The 16,388-nt window shown below is 72.6% G+C and carries 14 protein-coding genes, 2 tRNA genes and 1 pseudogene; 6 read left to right on the plus strand and 11 right to left on the minus strand.

The features are described from left to right. Positions 1-155: 155 nt before the first annotated feature. Positions 156-229, minus strand: a tRNA-Lys gene (locus ACZ3IG_RS00895). Positions 230-424: 195 nt separating this feature from the next. On the opposite strand from ACZ3IG_RS00895, the gene ACZ3IG_RS00900 reads away from it, so the two are divergent. From ACZ3IG_RS00900 to ACZ3IG_RS00910, 3 genes are all read left to right on the plus strand, one after another. Continuing rightward, a complete protein-coding gene (locus tag ACZ3IG_RS00900) occupies positions 425-1,507 on the plus strand; it encodes a peptidoglycan-binding protein (protein WP_467427784.1) in 1,083 nt (360 codons plus the stop codon). Between the two features lie 53 nt (positions 1,508-1,560). Continuing rightward, entirely contained in the window at positions 1,561-2,691 is a 1,131-nt protein-coding gene (locus ACZ3IG_RS00905; protein ID WP_467427785.1) for an SPFH domain-containing protein, read from the plus strand. Positions 2,692-2,874: 183 nt separating this feature from the next. Beyond that, the gene (locus ACZ3IG_RS00910) at positions 2,875-3,471 is read left to right on the plus strand and encodes a lytic polysaccharide monooxygenase auxiliary activity family 9 protein (protein ID WP_467427786.1); all 597 of its coding nucleotides are present in this window, start codon (positions 2,875-2,877) and stop codon (positions 3,469-3,471) included. Between the two features lie 48 nt (positions 3,472-3,519). Here the strand turns inward: ACZ3IG_RS00910 and ACZ3IG_RS00915 are convergent. From ACZ3IG_RS00915 to ACZ3IG_RS00955, 9 genes and pseudogenes are all read right to left on the minus strand, one after another. Next, a tRNA-Lys gene (locus ACZ3IG_RS00915) sits at positions 3,520-3,593 on the minus strand. An 84-nt stretch (positions 3,594-3,677) separates the two neighbouring features. Further along, positions 3,678-4,436 carry an IclR family transcriptional regulator gene (locus ACZ3IG_RS00920; RefSeq protein ID WP_467427787.1) on the minus strand — a complete coding sequence of 253 codons (759 nt, stop codon included), beginning with the start codon at positions 4,434-4,436 and terminating at the stop codon, positions 3,678-3,680. A 199-nt stretch (positions 4,437-4,635) separates the two neighbouring features. Next, the gene (gene ehuA, locus ACZ3IG_RS00925; RefSeq protein ID WP_467427788.1) at positions 4,636-5,430 is read right to left on the minus strand and encodes an ectoine/hydroxyectoine ABC transporter ATP-binding protein EhuA; all 795 of its coding nucleotides are present in this window, start codon (positions 5,428-5,430) and stop codon (positions 4,636-4,638) included. Continuing rightward, a complete protein-coding gene (gene ehuD, locus ACZ3IG_RS00930; protein ID WP_467427789.1) occupies positions 5,420-6,070 on the minus strand; it encodes an ectoine/hydroxyectoine ABC transporter permease subunit EhuD in 651 nt (216 codons plus the stop codon). The genes ehuA and ehuD overlap by 11 nt, the downstream gene beginning before the upstream one ends. Next, a complete protein-coding gene (ehuC, locus tag ACZ3IG_RS00935; protein WP_467427790.1) occupies positions 6,067-6,774 on the minus strand; it encodes an ectoine/hydroxyectoine ABC transporter permease subunit EhuC in 708 nt (235 codons plus the stop codon). The genes ehuD and ehuC overlap by 4 nt, the downstream gene beginning before the upstream one ends. After that, on the minus strand, positions 6,771-7,700 hold the full coding sequence (gene ehuB, locus ACZ3IG_RS00940; RefSeq protein ID WP_467427791.1) for an ectoine/hydroxyectoine ABC transporter substrate-binding protein EhuB: 930 nt from the start codon (positions 7,698-7,700) through the stop codon (positions 6,771-6,773). Before ehuB ends, ehuC begins: the two co-directional genes overlap by 4 nt. 93 nt (positions 7,701-7,793) lie before the next feature. Continuing rightward, positions 7,794-8,285 (minus strand): hypothetical protein, encoded by a 492-nt coding sequence (locus ACZ3IG_RS00945; RefSeq protein ID WP_467427792.1) that lies wholly within the window; start codon positions 8,283-8,285, stop codon positions 7,794-7,796. A 16-nt stretch (positions 8,286-8,301) separates the two neighbouring features. After that, positions 8,302-9,687: an amidase gene (locus ACZ3IG_RS00950; protein ID WP_467427793.1), complete on the minus strand. Its 1,386-nt coding sequence runs from the start codon at positions 9,685-9,687 to the stop codon at positions 8,302-8,304. Between the two features lie 15 nt (positions 9,688-9,702). After that, positions 9,703-10,325, minus strand: a pseudogene (locus tag ACZ3IG_RS00955) (NAD(P)-dependent oxidoreductase). Between the two features lie 312 nt (positions 10,326-10,637). On the opposite strand from ACZ3IG_RS00955, the gene ACZ3IG_RS00960 reads away from it, so the two are divergent. The 3 genes from ACZ3IG_RS00960 to ACZ3IG_RS00970 all read left to right on the plus strand — a co-directional run bounded on the left by ACZ3IG_RS00960 (position 10,638) and on the right by ACZ3IG_RS00970 (position 14,511). Next, on the plus strand, positions 10,638-11,369 hold the full coding sequence (locus ACZ3IG_RS00960; RefSeq protein ID WP_467427794.1) for a maleate cis-trans isomerase family protein: 732 nt from the start codon (positions 10,638-10,640) through the stop codon (positions 11,367-11,369). A 307-nt stretch (positions 11,370-11,676) separates the two neighbouring features. Next, the gene (locus tag ACZ3IG_RS00965; protein WP_467427795.1) at positions 11,677-12,483 is read left to right on the plus strand and encodes a hypothetical protein; all 807 of its coding nucleotides are present in this window, start codon (positions 11,677-11,679) and stop codon (positions 12,481-12,483) included. Between the two features lie 927 nt (positions 12,484-13,410). Further along, on the plus strand, positions 13,411-14,511 hold the full coding sequence (locus ACZ3IG_RS00970; protein ID WP_467429141.1) for an LLM class flavin-dependent oxidoreductase: 1,101 nt from the start codon (positions 13,411-13,413) through the stop codon (positions 14,509-14,511). Here the strand turns inward: ACZ3IG_RS00970 and ACZ3IG_RS00975 are convergent. Next, the gene (locus ACZ3IG_RS00975; protein WP_467427797.1) at positions 14,487-16,367 is read right to left on the minus strand and encodes a putative bifunctional diguanylate cyclase/phosphodiesterase; all 1,881 of its coding nucleotides are present in this window, start codon (positions 16,365-16,367) and stop codon (positions 14,487-14,489) included. The two genes, ACZ3IG_RS00970 and ACZ3IG_RS00975, sit on opposite strands and share 25 nt — an antisense overlap. Positions 16,368-16,388: the final 21 nt, after the last annotated feature.

Consider the following 16,388-nt stretch of genomic DNA (forward strand, 5'->3'; position numbering starts at 1 on the left):
ACCGACCAGGGTTCTACGCCGTTCGGCATGATCGCAAGACGGGAAACGAGGTGTTTACCGGCCATACGCGTCGATTGTGGCGTCTGTGGAGATCGCGTGGAGGGCCCGGAAAGACCGAAGGCCCCTCGTTCGCACGAGGGGCCTTCGACTGTCGGTGCGCCGCCAGGGACTCGAACCCCGGACCCGCTGATTAAGAGTCAGCTGCTCTAACCAACTGAGCTAGCGGCGCCTGCTGACGTCATCAACTTTACCCGACCCCGAAGGGTGCTCCCGACCACCTCCCGGACGCCGGTCGCCGTTCAGGGGCGCGCGGGGGTGCCCGTACATCATTCGGACCGTCAACATGCGCGCCTCGCTGACCGTTGCGAAACTGACGCACGTGTACCGCAGCGGACACGTCCGGCCGGAGTGTGAGGGAGATCGCATGGAGACGCCGGTATTCGAGGAGATCGCCCCGGCGGGCGACTGCGACTGCCCCGGCTGCCGTCGCGGGGCCTTGCCGCTCTCCACCGCCGCCCCCGCCCGTCCGGCCGGCCGGCGTGCCCTCGTCGTGACGGCCACCGCCTCCGCCGCCATCGCTGCGGCGGCCTTCCCGGCGGCTGCCCACGCGCCGCAGCGCCCCGGCGCTCCGGCGGACGACACGCCCACCGCGCCCGCCCCCTCGGACCCGTCCGCCACCCCGGACGCCCCGGACGCCCGGGACACCCCGGATGCGCGGGACGTCCGGGACACCCCGCAGGGCAGGCGGGCCCCTCTGTACGGCCCCGGCAGCGCGCCGGCCGGCCCGGTGGCCGGCGCCCCCCTCCCCGAGGTCACCCGGGCGCAGATCATCGCCCGGGCCCAGAAATGGGTCGACGCGAAGGTGCCGTACAGCATGAGCGCCTACTGGTCCGACGGCTACCGGCAGGACTGCTCGGGCTACGTCTCGATGGCCTGGGGGCTGCCCGCCAACGAGTGGACCGGCAGCCTGGGGAAGTTCGCCGACCGCATCACCAAGGCGGAACTCCAGCCCGGCGACATCCTGCTGTTCCACAACGAGGCCGACCCCGAGAAGGGGTCCCACGTGGTGATCTTCGGCGGCTGGACGGACTCCGCGCACACCCAGTACGTCGCCTACGAGCAGACGCCCCCGCACACCCGCCGGCAGACCACGCCGTACGCCTACTGGAGCAACTCCGCCCGCTACCTGCCCTACCGCTACCAGGGCGTGGTGGCCGGCGTGACCGGCGGGGCGCCGGCCGCCGCCGGGGCCCCCGCCCCGTACGGGGTGCCCGGCTACCCGGGCCGGGCCGCGTTCCGTCCGGGCGCGCGGGGCGACCACGTCACCCGCCTCGGGGAGCAGTTGGTGAAGAAGGGGTACGGCAGGTTCTACCGGTCCGGTCCCGGCCCGCGCTGGGGCGTCGCGGACCGCAGGGCCGTCGAGGCGTTCCAGCGCGCCCAGGGCTGGCGCGGCGGCGCGGCGGACGGCTTCCCGGGGCCGGAGACCTGGCGGCGGCTGTTCGCCTGAGAACGTCACGTCATCACTGTCATGGCGCGTCTGGCGCGGAGGCTGGAGCACGCATGAGTACGACCTCTTCGACCACCACCCCACCCCCTCCCGAGCCGGCCGGCCCGCCGGAGGGCGCGGCCCGGCCGGTCCGGCTCATCCAGAACGAGGCCACCACCGAGATCCCCGTCCACCTGCTCTTCCGGGACGACCCCGAACCGGCGCCGGTGCCGCTGCGGCCCGCGGTCGTCGGCCGCCGGCACGGCACCGGGGAACAGCCCCGGGTGCGCCGCCCGGTCGCCAAACCCCGGCCCGCGCCGCAGGTCGACCCCGACCTCGCGGAACGCCCGGCCAGGGTGCTGCCCGGCGCCGCGGGCGTGCTGGCCGGGGTGTGCGGCGCGGCCGGCTGCGCGGCCACCTCCTGGTGGGCGGGCGTGCTGCCGGGGCCGGTGCTGGAGGCGCTGCGGCTGCCGGCGTACGGCGGGGCCGGGCTCGGGCCCGCCCAGTGGGCGGCGTACGCGGGCGCCGGGGCGCTGGGCCTGTTCGGCTTCGGCGGGCTGGCCCGGGGCCGGACCGGACGGGCCTGGGTGCTGGGCCTGTTCGGCCGCTACCGGGGGACGGTGCGGCGCACCGGCCTGATGTGGGTCAACCCGCTGCTGCTGCGCCGCCGGGTCGACGTACGGCTGCGGCACTGGCGCAGCGAGCCGATGCCCGCGGCCGACGGCAACGGGGTCGCGCTGCGGGCGGTGACGCTGGTGGTGTGGCGGGTGCGGGACACCGCGCGGGCCGTGCTCGGCGTCGAGGACCACGAGACGTATCTGCGGGAGTGCGTGGAGGCGGCGCTCGCCCGGGTGCCGGTGGAGCCGCCGGGCACCTCGCGGGCCTCGGCGGACACGGCGGGCGAGGCGCTGACCCGGCTGGTGGCGGCGGACGCGGCGGCGATCGGCGTCGAGGTGTTCGCGGTGCGGCCGGTGCGGGTGGAGTACGCGCCGGAGGTGGCCGCCGCGATGCACCGGCGCCGGATCGCCGCGCTGGACGCGGTGCAGCGGGCGAGTCTGCTCACCTCGGTCGTGGACTCGGTGGAGGACACGGTGACCCGGCTCACCACGCGCGGGCTGGTGGACCTCGACGACTACGAGCGCAAGGCCCTGGTGAAGGACCTCACGGTGGCGTTCTGTGCCGGGCGCGGCGAGACGGGACCCTGACGGTCCCGTTTTCGGCAGAGCATGTTTTTGGTATGGACATGTTCAATCCGCGACCATAATCTGGGACTTGGTCTAGACCTGCACGGCTCACTGCACTTCCCCCCACGTCCTCCAGGGAGCGGCAGCATGCGCGAGAAGACCACACGGAGAAGCGTCACGCGGAGAAGGATCACGCGGCGGCGGATGACGGCCTGTGCCGGGGCGGTGGGTCTGGCGACCACCGGCGCCCTCGTGCTCACCTCCGGCGGCACCGCCAGCGGCCACGGCTACACCGACCTGCCGGTCAGCCGGCAGAAGCTCTGCCAGAACGGCTCCGTCAGTAACTGCGGCTCGATCCAGTACGAGCCGCAGAGCGTCGAGGGCCCCAAGGGCTTCCCCTCCTCCGGGCCGGCGGACGGGCAGATATGTTCCGCGAACAACACGCGGTTCGCCCAGCTCGACGCCCCGAAGACCCCCGGCGGCGGCGCGTGGCCCGCCACGAAGGTGACGGGCGGCCAGAACTACAGCTTCCGCTGGCAGTTCACGGTCGGACACCGCACGACCGACTTCCGGTACTACATCACCAAACAGGGCTGGAACCAGAACCACAACCTGACCCGCTCCGACCTCAACCTCACCCCGTTCCTGACGGTGCCGTACAACAACGCCCAGCCGCCGGCCACGCTCTCGCACAGCGGGGCGCTGCCGACCGGGCTGAGCGGGCACCACGTCATCGTCGCGGTGTGGACGATCTCGGACACGGCCAACGCGTTCTACGCGTGCTCGGACGTCACGTTCTGAGGGAACGCGGAAGGGCCCCTCACTGAGGCGAGGGGCCCTTCCGTCCGGTGCGCCGCCAGGGACTCGAACCCCGGACCCGCTGATTAAGAGTCAGCTGCTCTAACCAACTGAGCTAGCGGCGCATGGGTCAATAGTACCTGGTCCGAGGGGGTGCTCCTGCCCACGCCCGGCCTCAGCGGACCCGTGGCTCCCGCGGCTGGCAGGACCTAGAGGGCCAAGGACAACAGCACCGGCGCCGCCTCCCGGTTCAACGCGTCCGCGGCCCGGCGCAGCCGGTGCGCGTGCTCCACCGGCAAGGACAACGCCAGGCAGCCCACCGTCGCCCCGGCCGTGATCGGCACCGCCGCGCACACCGTCCCCACCGCGTACTCCTGGAGGTCGAGCACCGGCACGGTCGGCGGCTGCGCCTCCAGCCGGGACAGCAGCAGCCGGTCGCTGGTGATGGTGCGCGAGGTGAGGCGGGCCATCCGGTGCCGGGCGAGGTGGTCGCGGCGCCCGGCGTGGTCCAGCTGGGTCAGCAGGCTCTTGCCGATCGCGGTGGCGTGCGCCGAGTGACGGAAGTCGACCCACTCGTTGACCTTGGGCGTGCCGGGACCGTCCGCGTACTGGGTGACGCTGACCTCGCCGTCGACGTACCGGCTGATGTAGACGGCGGCGCCGACCGCGTCGCGCAGCCGGTCCAGCGTCTGCTGGAGCTTCTCGCGCAGCGCCTCCTCGTGGCCGTGCGCCGAACTCAGCCGGGCGAGGGCCTCCCCGGTGGCGTACGTACCCTCGGCGGTCTGCTCGACGTACCCCTCGCGGCACAGCATCCGCAGGAGCGGGGTCAGTCGCTCCTGCCCGAGGCCCGTGCGCCGGGCGAGCTCGGTGTCGGTGACCGGGGTGGTCCGCCGCGCCATCGTCTCCAGCACGCGCAGGGCGTCCTGGACCGAGTGGTGCGGCGCGGTCGGCTCGTGTTGCAGCGCCACGGTGGTCTCCCCATGCGCTCGCTCCTGTGGCCGTGGCCCGGACGGCGAATACCCCTTCACGATAGCGGCCGGGCGGCCGGGAGGGGGCGGTTGTCGTCGATGTCCGCCGCTCCCAACTGGGCGGCTGACCTGCGGCATATGCCAAAGGGAAGCCCCGGCGCCCGCGGCCGCGGACGTCGGGGCAGGTGACGGTGGGTGGTCACAGGACCGCGCTGAGGAATTCCCGGGTGCGGTCGTGCTCCGGTTCGCTGAAGATCTTCTCCGGGGGACCGGCCTCGATGACCCGCCCCGAGTCGAACATCAGTACCTGGTCGGAGATGTCCCGGGCGAAGTTCATCTCGTGGGTCACGCAGAGCATCGTGATGTCCGTGGAGCGCGCGATGTCCCGCAGCACGTCCAGCACGCCCGCGACCAGCTCCGGGTCGAGCGCGGAGGTCACCTCGTCCAGGAGCAGCACCTGCGGGCGCATCGCCAGCGCCCGGGCGATCGCGACGCGCTGCTGCTGGCCGCCGGAGAGCCGGGTCGGGCGGGCGTCGCACTTGTCGGCCAGGCCCACCAGGTCCAGCAGCTCCCGCGCCCGCACCTCCGCCTCGTCCTTGGACATGCCGAGCACGGTGACCGGCGCCTCGGTGATGTTGCGCAGCACCGACATGTTCGGGAACAGGTTGAACTGCTGGAACACCATCCCGATCTTCTTGCGGACCTCGCGGACCTGCTTCTCGGGCGCCGGGAAGAGATGCTGCCCGTCCACGGTGATGGTGCCCTCGTCGGGCTTGAGCAGCGTCATCAGCAGCCGCAGGATCGTGGTCTTGCCCGACCCGGACGGCCCGATCAGGGTGACGTGCTTGCCGGCGTCGACGGAGAAGTCGAGGTCGTCCAGGACGGTGTTGGTCCCGAACCGCTTGGTGACCTTCTCCAGGCGGATGAGTTCACCGGACCCGGCCGGCTTCTTCTCGGGGCTCTTCTCGGGCTGGGGGAGGGTGTCAGTGGGCAAGGCGTCGCTCCAGGGCTCGCAGGGCAAGGGAGGCCAGGTAGGAGATGACGATGAAGGCGATGCCGATCACCGTCAGGGGCTCGGTGAAGCGGAAGGTCTCCTGGGAGAACAGCCGTGCCTCGCCGAGCATCTCCAGCACGGTGATCGCCATCAGCATCGGCGTGTCCTTCAGCATGGAGATCACGTAGTTGCCGAGGGCGGGCACCACCCGGCGCACGGCCTGCGGCAGGATCACCGCGGTCCAGGTCCGGCGCAGCGGCAGGTTCAGCGCCGTCGCGGCCTCCCACTGGCCGACGGGCACCGCCTCGATGCCGGCCCGGTAGACCTGCATCGTGTACGTCGAGTAGTGCAGGCCGATGCCGATGACACCGGTGGTCATCGCCGAGGCGGTGACGCCCCACTCGGGCAGCACGTAGAAGAGGAAGAACAGCTGCACCAGTAGCGGGGTGTTGCGGACGAACTCCGTCACCACCCCCACCGGCCAGGTCACCCAGCGCGAGGGCGTCCGCATCAGCAGCGCCCACACCAGGCCCAGCACGAACGAGATCACCGAGCCCAGGACCAGGATCTGCAAGGTGACCAGCAGACCGTCCCAGAAGTGCGGCATGAAGTCGGAGACGGCGCTCCAGTCCCAGTTCATCGCAGGCCCGCCTCGATCCCGGCCGGCTCGGGCACGACCGTCTTCCTCGTCCGCGGCGCCTTGCCGACACCCGCCTTCAGCTTCTTCTCCAGCCCGCGCATCACCCGCGTCAGCAGGAACGCGATCACGAAGTAGATCAGCAGGACGTACGTGTAGATCTCCGCGCTCTCCTGGAGCGCGAGGCGCACCAGGTTCCCGCTGAACGCCAGGTCACCCATGCCCATGACCGACACCAGGGCGGTGCCCTTGAGCAGTTCGACCAGCAGGTTGGAGAAGGGCGGGATCATCTCCGGCACCGCCTGCGGCAGCAGGATCAGCCGCATCCGCTGCCAGGGCGTGAAGCTGAGCGCGATGCCGCCCTCCTGCTGCGCCGGATCGACGGCACCGAGCCCGCCGCGCACGATCTCCGCGCCGTACGCCCCGTAGGTCAGACCGAGCGCCAGCGTGCCCGCCCACAGCGGCACCAGCTGCCAGCCGAAGGCCGGGGGCAGCACGAAGAACACCCAGAAGATCATCACCAGGGCCGAGGTCCCGCGGAACACCTCGGTGTAGAAGCCCGCCAGGAAGCGGACGACCCACAGCCGGTGGACGCGCGCGACGCCGGCCACGAACGACACGGCCGTCGCCAGCAGCGCCGAGCAGACGAGCAGCTGGACCGTGACCCAGACGCCCTGGAGCACCAGTTCCCACAGTCCCGAGGTCATCCGCCGCACAGCTCCTTCGCGGTCAGATCCGTCATCTCGTCCTCGGTGAACCCGAACGGCCGGAGGATGCGGAGCAGTTCACCGCTGTCCTTGAGCTTGTGGAGTTCCTCGTTGAAGGCGTCCCGGAGGTTGGTCTCGGTGGGCCGGAAGCAGAACCCGCCGCCGTCGACGTGCGGTTCGCCGTCCACGATCGGCTTGAACGCCTCGGTCACCTCGGCCTTGCTGGACTTCTTCACCACCTCGCGGGTGGTCAGCGCGGTCCCCGCGAACACGTCCACGCGCCCGGCCTCGACGGCGTTCAGTCCGGCCACCTGGTCGGGGACGATGAGGATCTCGCTCTCCTCGTACCCAGCCTCCACCGCGTAGGCGATCTCCGCGTACCCCGTGCCGGTGGCGAACCTGGCCTTCTTCTCGACGACGTCCCGGTAGTCGTGGAGGCCGAGCGGATTGCCCTTGCGCACGATGAAGGAGTCGAGCATCTGGTAGTCCGGGTCGGAGAAGATGACCTGCTCACAGCGGTCGGGGTTGATGTACATCCCGGCCGCCACGACGTCGAACTGCTGCGACGCCAGCCCCGGGATGAGCGAGCCGAACTCCGTCGGCACCGGCTGCACCCGGTCCACGCCGAGCCGCTTGAAGACGACCTTCGCCAGCTCCGGCGCCTCGCCGGTCAGCTCACCGTCCTTGTCGATGTACCCGAAGGGGATCTCACCGGCGATACCGAGCCGCGCCACGCCCTGCGCCCGGAGCCGGTCGAGGAGGTCACCGCCCTCGGTGTCCGACGCGGTGGCCACCCGCGAGCACCCGGCGGCACCCACTGCGCCGAGCGCCGCGACCCCCGCGAGCAGCGTTCGGCGACTGGGTCCGGATATCCCGGACTTACGGTCCGTTCGTCCCCGTGACGGGGTTCTGTGTGGTGGAGCCATGGGCGCGCGCCTTCCCGACTCCGGGAAAGTTATGCCGGTCTTTTCCGGCCCGTCCCCGCCGCCGGGCCCTTCCGGCCCCGGACGGGGAAGCGCTCAGTTTCCGGCGGCGGGCCTGGCCGACGTCACGAAGAAGCCCTCACCGCCGTACAACGACTCGTACTCGGCCTCGATGACGAGCCGCCGGTCGATCAGGCTCCAGAACTCCTGGAGCCGGCCGGTGTCGTCCCCGTCCAGGCGCACCAGGAACGTCTCCTGCCCGGCGAGCACGACGGAACCCGCCCGCAGGGAGTACGTCTTCGGCCACAGGCCGGGGGAGAAGAGGACCTCCTTGACCTCCCGGTTCCACTCCCCGGCCGCCACGCCGTCCAGCAGCACCGCGCTGCGGGTCACGACGGCCGGCCCCAGCCCGGCGTTGACCAGCTTCAGCCCGACCAGGCCGTCCTGCCGTATCCGCCGGATCCGCAGCAGCGGCCGGACCGACTGCCGGTTGTGCAGCCGGGTCGCCCTGGTCTGCGCCCAGCTGACCCAGAGCGACCCGAGCGCGATGACGGTGGCGGCGACCGCGACGACCGTCTCCGCGCTCACCCGGCTCTCCGCCCGGTCACGAGGCGGCGCCCGCCTCGTACAGGGCGTGGGCCACCCGCAGCACCAGGTCGTCGCGGTGCCGGGCGGCCACGATCTGCATCCCGACCGGCAGCCCGTCGCCGTCCCGGCCCACCGGGACCGTGGCGGCCGGCTGCTGGGTCAGGTTGAAGGGGTAGGTGAACGGCGTCCACCCCGTCCACCGCCGGTGCCCCGACCCCTTCGGCACCTCCGTGCCCGCCTCGAACGCCGTGATCGGCAGCGTCGGGGTGAGCAGCAGGTCGTACACCTCGTGGAAGCGGCCCATCCGCCGGCCCAGCTCCACCCGCACGTCCACCGCGGCGAGATACTCCAGCGCCGAGTACCGCGCGCCCTGCCCGCAGATCTCGCGCAGCCCCGGGTCGAGCAGCTCCCGCCGCCGCGGCCCCAGCCGCTGCGCCACCCGCGCCGCCCCGCTGAACCACAGCGTGTGGAAGGCGTCCACCGGGTCGGTGACGTCCGGGTCCGCCTCCGTCACGTACGCGCCCAGCTCCGCCAGCCGCTCCACCGCCCGCCGCACCGCCGCCGTCACCGCCGGCCGCACCGCCACCTGCCCGCCGAGCGTGGGGGAGTACGCCACCCGCAGCCCGCGCACCCCGTCCCGGAGCGCCTCCGTGTACGACCGCCCGGGCGGCGCCAGCGCCGACCAGTCCCGGGCGTCCGGCGCCCCGATGACGTCCAGCATCAGCGCCGCGTCGGCCGCGTCCCGGGTCATCGGGCCCACGTGGGCGAGGGTCCCGAAGGCGCTCGCCGGATACAGCGGGACCCTGCCGTACGTCGGTTTCAGCCCGAAGATCCCGCAGAACGACGCCGGGACACGGATACTGCCGCCGCCGTCCGTGCCCAGCGCCAGCGGCCCCGCGCCGAGCGCCACGGCCGCCGCCGCGCCCCCGCTGGAGCCGCCCGCGGTACGCGCGGGGTCGTGCGGGTTGCGGGTCACGCCGGAGAGCGGCGAGTCGGTCACGGCCTTCCAGCCGTACTCGGATGTCGTCGTCTTGCCGAGGAAGACGGCGCCGTGCTCGCGCAGCCGGGCCACCGACGGCGCGTCCTCGTCCCAGGAACCCTTCTCGGAGACGGTCCGGGACCCCTTGAGCGTCGGGTGGCCGCGCATCAGCAGGAGGTCCTTGACCGTGACCGGCACCCCGTCCAGCCGTCCGCGCGGCTCCCCGCGCCGCCACCGCTCCTCCGACTCCCGGGCCCGCGCCAGCGCCTCCTCGGCGGTGATGCGCACGAACGCGTTCACCTCCGCCCGCGCCCGCTCGGCCCGCGCGAGGGCCGCCCGGGTCACCTCCACGGGACTGAGGGCACCCGTACGGTAGCCGTCGAGAAGCCGCACTGCGGTGAGGTCGTGCTCGTGCTCGGTCATGCACCCTCCCGGGAGTCAGTGTCCGGGTACGTACCCGCGGTCCTCGTCGACCACGTTCGGCAGCGGCCGCCCCGCCGCCCACAGAACGGACAACCTCACGACCTGAGCGCCGAGTCCGTCCCGCCGGCCCACCGTGTCCCCGCTCGTGTGCGGGGAGACGATCAGACCGGGGACGTCCCCCAGCGGACTGTCGTCGGACAGCGGCTCGTGCGCGAACACGTCCAGCGCGGCCGCCGCGGCGCTGCCCGCCCCCGACACGGCGCTGACCAACGTGGGGGCGCTCGGTGTCAGGACGGCGCGGGTCGGCCGGTCCGCGCGCCCCGGGGTGCGCGGACCGGAGGATCTGGACCGGCTGCCGGCCCGTGCCGACCGGGCGGTGGCCGCGGCACCGCTGACCGGGCACATCAGGTGGTCCACGCCCGCGCTCGCGGTGTGCACCCAGCGCGGGCGCGGACCCTCGCCCGGCCAGGCCCGGCGCACGGCGTCCGACCGGAAGTCCCACGCCGGCAGCACATCGGCGGACGGCAGCCGCGCGCCGAGCCCGGCCCCGTCCACGTACTCGACGCTCGCGCGCCCGGCCAGCCGGCCGAGCCGGGCCGGGGCGAGGCGTCGGGGACGAGCACGGCGGGTCGGGCCATCGGCAGCGTGCCTCCGGGATCGGGGGATCAATCAGCTGTTGACCTCGCGGTGACGCGGGCGGATCAACCACGCTCGCACCGGAACATACCTTCGTCAACACGGCCGTGCGCGCGACGCGTTATCCGCTCGTCACTCGGCGTGACGCCGCGACCGGGGGCCGGCCGCCCCTCCCGGTGATCTCGGCCAACCAAGTGACGATGTGGGCGGCACTGCGCCGACTGGGTACCCGTGCCGTGGGGCCGTGTCAGGCGCCGGCCGATCCGGCGGCGCGGCCCGGCCCCCGTGGTGGAACGACAGCAGGAAGGGTGGACATGACAGCACTGGGATTCCTGTACCCGGGCCACTCCGGCGAGGACGACTACCCACGCATCGAGCAGCTCCTGGGCAGCGACATCCGGGTCGACCTGGTGCACACCGACATCGGAGAGGACGCGCACCGCGTGGACGCGCTGCTGGAGATGGGCTCGCCCGCGCGGCTCGCGGCGGGCGTGCAGGAACTGCGGCACGCCGGCGCCGAGGCCGTGGTGTGGGCCTGCACCAGCGGCAGCTTCGGGCACGGCTGGGACGGCGCCCACGAACAGGTCCGCGCCCTGGCGGCGACGGCCGGCATGCCGGCCTCCTCCACGTCCTTCGCCTTCGTCCACGCGGTACGGGAACTGCGGGCGCGCCGGGTCGCGATCGGCGCGACGTACCCGCAGGACGTGGCCGGTCTCTTCGCGGACTTCCTGCGCGCGGCCGGCCTGGAGGTCGTCGCCGTCAGCGGCGCGGGCGTCGTGACCGCGGCGGAGGTCGCCGCGTGGGGCGAGGCGGAGGTGCTGGCGCTGGCCCGCTCGGCCGACCATCCGGACGCGGAGGTACTGCTCCTCCCCGGCACGGCCCTGCGCACGGCCGCGTACATCCCGTCGCTGGAGGAGGAGTTGGGCAAGCCGGTCCTCACCGCCAACCAGGTCACGGTCTGGGAGGCCCTGCGCCTGGCGGACCGCAGGGTGAACGCGCCGGAACTGGGCGCGCTGTTCACACGGGAGCCGCTGGTCCAGGCGTGAGGTCACGTCAGCCCCTGTGACACGGAAGAACCCCGGTCCGCCGAGGCGGTACCGGGGTTCTGTCGTCTTGCTCTGGAGCGCCGGGCAGGCCTTGCACCTGCATCTCCCCGCAGGAAGCGGGGCGTCTTTCCTTGGACCACCAACGCAGTGCCGGTTGTTCGGAGTTGCTCCGTCGACCAGCGCATGATGATCGTATCGTACGAACGTCGAATGCGCACGCCGTACAACCTTGAACGGTTCATGGCGGTCTTGCCCGCGTGAACCCTGTGCCGAACCTGTGCACAGGGCATTGATCAGGGAGTGCACCATGCGAGCCACCGCCGTCCGCCGTACCGTCCTGTCCGCGTCCGCGGTCACGCTGACCCTGCTCGTCACCGCCTGCGGTGGCGGTGGCGGCGAGGACGGGGACAAGAAGGCGAAGGGGACCGCCGCGGCGTCCGAGAAGCCCGCCGCGAAGGCGCTGACCGCCGCCGAACTCGACAAGCTGGTGGTCACCACGGCCGACCTGAAGGGCGAGACGGCCGCGAAGCCGGGCAAGGACGACGTGGCCGACCCTGACGCGGTCTCCGCCGACAAGGCCGAGTGCGAGCCCGTCGCCAAGGTGCTCAGGGCGCTGCCCGTCGCGGAGCCCGCGGCGAGCACGCAGCGGCTGGTCACCCTGGAGTCCGCGGCGGCCAAGAAGGGCATGCCGTCGATGGAGGAACTCGCGCAGATGTCCGAGAAGGAGGCCGAGGAGGCGACGATCGACTCCCTCGACATCACCAAGACGATGACCTCCCTGTGGTCCTACGACGCCGACGGCGCCGAGCAGGCCCTCACCGCGATCCGCGAGGCCGGCGAGAAGTGCGCCGGGGGCTTCTCCCTGACGGACGACGGCGAGAAGGAGCAGGTCACCGGGATCGTCACCGACAAGATCTCCGCGGGCGAGGACGCCGTCGCCTGGACGGTCCAGGAGAAGGTGGACGGCGAGGAGATCGAGACCAAGGTCGCCGTCTTCCGCCAGGGCTCCACCCTCGCGGGCTTCTCGTCCTTCAACATCGCGGCCGTCACCCGGGGTGACGCCTTCGACCAGCCTACGGCGGTCATCGAGGCGCAGGCCGCGAAGCTCGGCTGACACGGAAGAACCCCGGTCCGCCGAGGCGGTACCGGGGTTCTGTCGTCTTGCTCTGGAGCGCCGGGCAGGCCTTGCACCTGCATCTCCCCGCAGGAAGCGGGGCGTCTTTCCTTGGACCACCAACGCAGTGCCGGTTGTTCGGAGTTGCTCCGTCGACCAGCGTGTGATGATCGTACCGAACCGCTGGCCGATCCGCACATCGAGTTGTGGGCGTCGGGGCCACTCGCTTCTTGGTCAGTGTCGTGCTTCCACGGGTGAGAAGCGAGCGAGCGGCCCGGGGAAAGCGGTCCCCCTCCCGGCAACGGGCCCAGCCGCTCCCTTGTCCCTCGCCCGGCGTGAGGGAAGCGCGACAGCACCTCACATGCACGCCGGGCCGTCTCGGCGACCACCGGCCCGTACGGGGTGTGCGGGGAGGTGGGGGGACAGCCGGTGGGGGTGCCGGGTACCTCTCCTGAAAATGGATGACACTTCGGCCCGAAGTGTCATCCATTTTCAGGAGAGGTACCCGGAGGACCGCCGCCACACCGCCGCCACGCCCCCCCCAGCCCGCACCCCGTACGGAGGGATGGCCGCCGAGACGGCCCGGCGTGCCGGCGAGGCGCGAGCGCGCACCCGCCACGTCGGGTACCAGGTAACCGGCGTCGGGGGACTCGCGGGTGGGGCCACCGGCTTTCTGGGCCGCTCGCTCGCTTCTGACCCGTGCTGGAGCGGGCCGGGTCAAGGGTGGGCCGCAGGCCCATCGGCGCAGCCGACGCGGAGCGTCAGCGGAGCGCCCTTGAGGCGGGCCGTGGAAGCACGACACTGACAAGAAGCGGGCGGCCCCCACGGCCACGCCTCCGACGCCGTAGGGAATACCCGGCCACCCCCTCCCGTTGAACCCCGGGCGAGTGAACGACCCCGAACAGCAGGAGGCACCCCACCATGTCCATGTCCACAGACGCCGCGGGGGAAATCCGGGGCACCACGCACGGCACCGCCCCCACCCCCCTCTCCGTCCTGGACCTGGTCACCGTCGGCGCCGGCCGCACCGCCTCCGACGCCCTGCGCACCAGCGTGGACATCGCCCGCCTCGCGGAGGCCCGCGGCTACCACCGGTACTGGGTCGCCGAGCACCACTCCATGCCCGGCGTCGCCTCCTCCTCGCCCGCCGTGATCCTCGCCCACCTCGCCGCGCACACCGACCGGATACGCCTCGGTTCGGGCGGTGTCATGCTGCCCAACCACGCCCCGCTCGTCATCGCGGAACAGTTCGGCACCCTCGAAGCCATGGCCCCGGGCCGCGTCGACCTCGGCCTCGGCCGCGCCCCCGGCACCGACGGCGCCACCGCCGCCGCCCTGCGCCGCAGCGACCGCCTCCACGAGGGCGCCGACGACTTCCCGCAGCAGCTCGTCGAGCTGACCCGGTTCCTCGACGACGACTTCCCCGACGGGCACCCCTACGGTCGTATCCACGCCGTACCCGGCCCCGTGCAGGCGACCTCGCCGGGCGGGGTGCAGTCCCCGCACCGCCCTCCGGTCTGGCTCCTCGGCTCCTCCGGCTTCAGCGCCCGCCTCGCCGCCACCCTGGGCCTGCCGTTCGCCTTCGCCCACCACTTCTCCGCGCAGAACACCCTCCCCGCGCTCGACCTGTACCGGGAGAACTTCCGGCCGAGCGAGGTCCTCGACGAGCCCTACGCGCTGATCGGCGTCTCCGCCCTCGCCACCGACGACGAGAAGGAGGCCCGCCGCCAGGTGCTCGCCGCCGCGCTGAACATGGTGCGGCTGCGCACCGGCCGGCCGGGCCTCGTGCCGACGCCGGAGGAGGCCGAGGCGTACGACTTCAGTCCGATGGAGCGGGAGTTCGTCGCGTCCTGGAACAGCAACGTCATCCACGGCACCCCGGACGCCGTCCGCGCGGGCCTCGACGACCTCCAGAAGCGGACCGGCGCCGACGAGCTGATGATCACCGCCAACGCGCACGGCGGCGACGTACGCCTGCGCAGCTACGAGCTGATCGCCGACGCCTACGGCTTGCCCGCGACCGCCTGAACCAGCAGTTCGGAGATGCGGTCGGGGGACACGGGGCGGGAGTACAGCCAGCCCTGTCCCGTGTCGCAGCCGATCCGGCGCAGCCGGGTGGCCTGGTCGGAGGTCTCCACGCATTCCGCGGTGACCGTCAGGCCGAGCCGGTGGGCGAGCTGGACCATCGCCTCGACGATGACCTCGTCGGCCGGACTCGTACCGTCCCGCTCCGGGTCCCCGTCCCGCTCGGCGCCGCGGGCGTCGTACTGGAAGCCGCGGACGAAGGAGCCGTCCAGCTTCAGGACGGAGACCGGCAGGCGGCTCAGATACGCCAGGTTCGAGTACCCCGTGCCGAAGTCGTCGATGGCGATCTGCACGCCCATGTCGCTGAGTGCCTTCAGGGCCTGCAGCGGCCGGCCGGCCGAGCCCATCACCGCGGACTCGGTCAGCTCCAGTTGCAGCAGCTCGGGGGCGAGCCCCGTGTCCGCCAGGGTGCGGGCCACGTCCGCCACCAGGTCGGAGTCCCAGACCTGACGGACGGCCACATTGACGCTGACGAAGATCGGTGGCTCGTCCGGGTGGTCGAGCTGCCAGCGTCGCGCCTGCTCGCACGCCGTGCGCAGCACCCAGCGGCCCAGCGGGACGATCGAGCCGTCCTCCTCCGCCAGTGCGATGAACCGATTCGGCGCCAGTACGCCGAACTGAGGATGTTTCCAGCGGATGAGCGCCTCGACGCCCCGCAGCCGGCCGTCCTCCATGCTGACCAGCGGCTGGTACTCCAGGGCGAACTCGCCGCGCTCGATCGCCGGGCGCAGCGTGGCGGCCAGGGCCTGGCGGGTCATGCGGTGGGCGTTGCGCTCGGGGTCGAAGAGGGTCCAGCGGGCCTTGCCGTCGGCCTTGGCCCAGTACAGCGTGGTGTCGGCGGCCTGCATCAGGGCGGTGGGGTCGGTACCGGCCGCGTGGCGTTCCACGACGCCGACCGATGCCGTGACCGAGACGAGACGGCCGGAGAGGTCGACGGGCTCGCGCAGCGCGGTCAGCGCCGACTCGGCGAGGTCGGCGAGCTGATCGGTACCCGTGGAGCCCTCCACCAGCAGGGCGAACTCGTCGCCGCCGAGCCGGGCCACCAGCGGCGCACCGGCACCGGTCCGGGGCTGCGCGGCCTGCTCGGCGCAGTGCGTCAGACGCTCGGCGACGGCTGCCAGCAGCCGGTCACCGGCGCGGTGGCCGAGGGTGTCGTTGACGGCCTTGAAGCCGTCCAGGTCGAGGTAGCACAGCCCGATCCGGCCGGTGCCGCCCTCGTAGGACTCCGGTTCCAGGGCGGCGGTGAGCCGTTCGAAGAACAGGGTCCGGTTGGGCAGCCGGGTCACCGGGTCGTGCATCTGCAAGTGCCGCAGCCGGGCCTGGAGTTCGTGCCGGGCGCTGATGTCGGCGACCGACAGCAGCAGCCCGGCGCCCCCGGTGAGGGGTTCCACGGTGATCTGCGCCCACAGGAACTCGCCGTCGGGGCGCTTCAGCCGGCGGGTGCAGCGCAGCCGGGGCCGGCGCCCGCACAGCACCTCGCGGTAGGCGCGCCAGGCCCGGGGGTCGCCGGCGAGGTCCACCAGGTCCGCCGCCGACCGTCCGGCCAGCGCCTGGGGCGGGGCGCCGAACAGGGCGCCGAGGGTGTCGTTGGCGCTGACGACGATCCCGTCGGGGTCGACGACGGCCATGGCGAGCGGCGCCGCCGTGAACGCCGAGCGGTAGGCCGGGGGTTCCGCACGGGCCGGGGGCTCCGTGCGACCCGCGTGCGCAGCACTGGGCGCCACTTCGATGTCACGCTCCGTGACGGCCGACCTGTCGAGGTCTGCCGCGGGCGCCGGCCCTTCGGACGTTCCGCTCACCGCTAGCTCCCGCAGTGCCTC

This window comes from Streptomyces sp. NPDC016677 (assembly GCF_055562815.1).

Bases quoted from the DNA above. Each gene is read 5' to 3' on its own strand.
- ACZ3IG_RS00900 (WP_467427784.1), top strand. From the start codon at position 425: ATGGAGACGCCGGTATTCGAGGAGATCGCCCCGGCGGGCGACTGCGAC.
- ACZ3IG_RS00905 (WP_467427785.1), top strand. From the start codon at position 1,561: ATGAGTACGACCTCTTCGACCACCACCCCACCCCCTCCCGAGCCGGCC.
- ACZ3IG_RS00910 (WP_467427786.1), top strand. From the start codon at position 2,875: ATGACGGCCTGTGCCGGGGCGGTGGGTCTGGCGACCACCGGCGCCCTC.
- ehuD (WP_467427789.1), bottom strand. From the start codon at position 6,070: ATGAACTGGGACTGGAGCGCCGTCTCCGACTTCATGCCGCACTTCTGG.
- ehuC (WP_467427790.1), bottom strand. From the start codon at position 6,774: ATGACCTCGGGACTGTGGGAACTGGTGCTCCAGGGCGTCTGGGTCACG.
- ehuB (WP_467427791.1), bottom strand. From the start codon at position 7,700: ATGGCTCCACCACACAGAACCCCGTCACGGGGACGAACGGACCGTAAG.
- ACZ3IG_RS00950 (WP_467427793.1), bottom strand. From the start codon at position 9,687: ATGACCGAGCACGAGCACGACCTCACCGCAGTGCGGCTTCTCGACGGC.
- ACZ3IG_RS00960 (WP_467427794.1), top strand. From the start codon at position 10,638: ATGACAGCACTGGGATTCCTGTACCCGGGCCACTCCGGCGAGGACGAC.
- ACZ3IG_RS00965 (WP_467427795.1), top strand. From the start codon at position 11,677: ATGCGAGCCACCGCCGTCCGCCGTACCGTCCTGTCCGCGTCCGCGGTC.
- ACZ3IG_RS00970 (WP_467429141.1), top strand. From the start codon at position 13,411: ATGTCCACAGACGCCGCGGGGGAAATCCGGGGCACCACGCACGGCACC.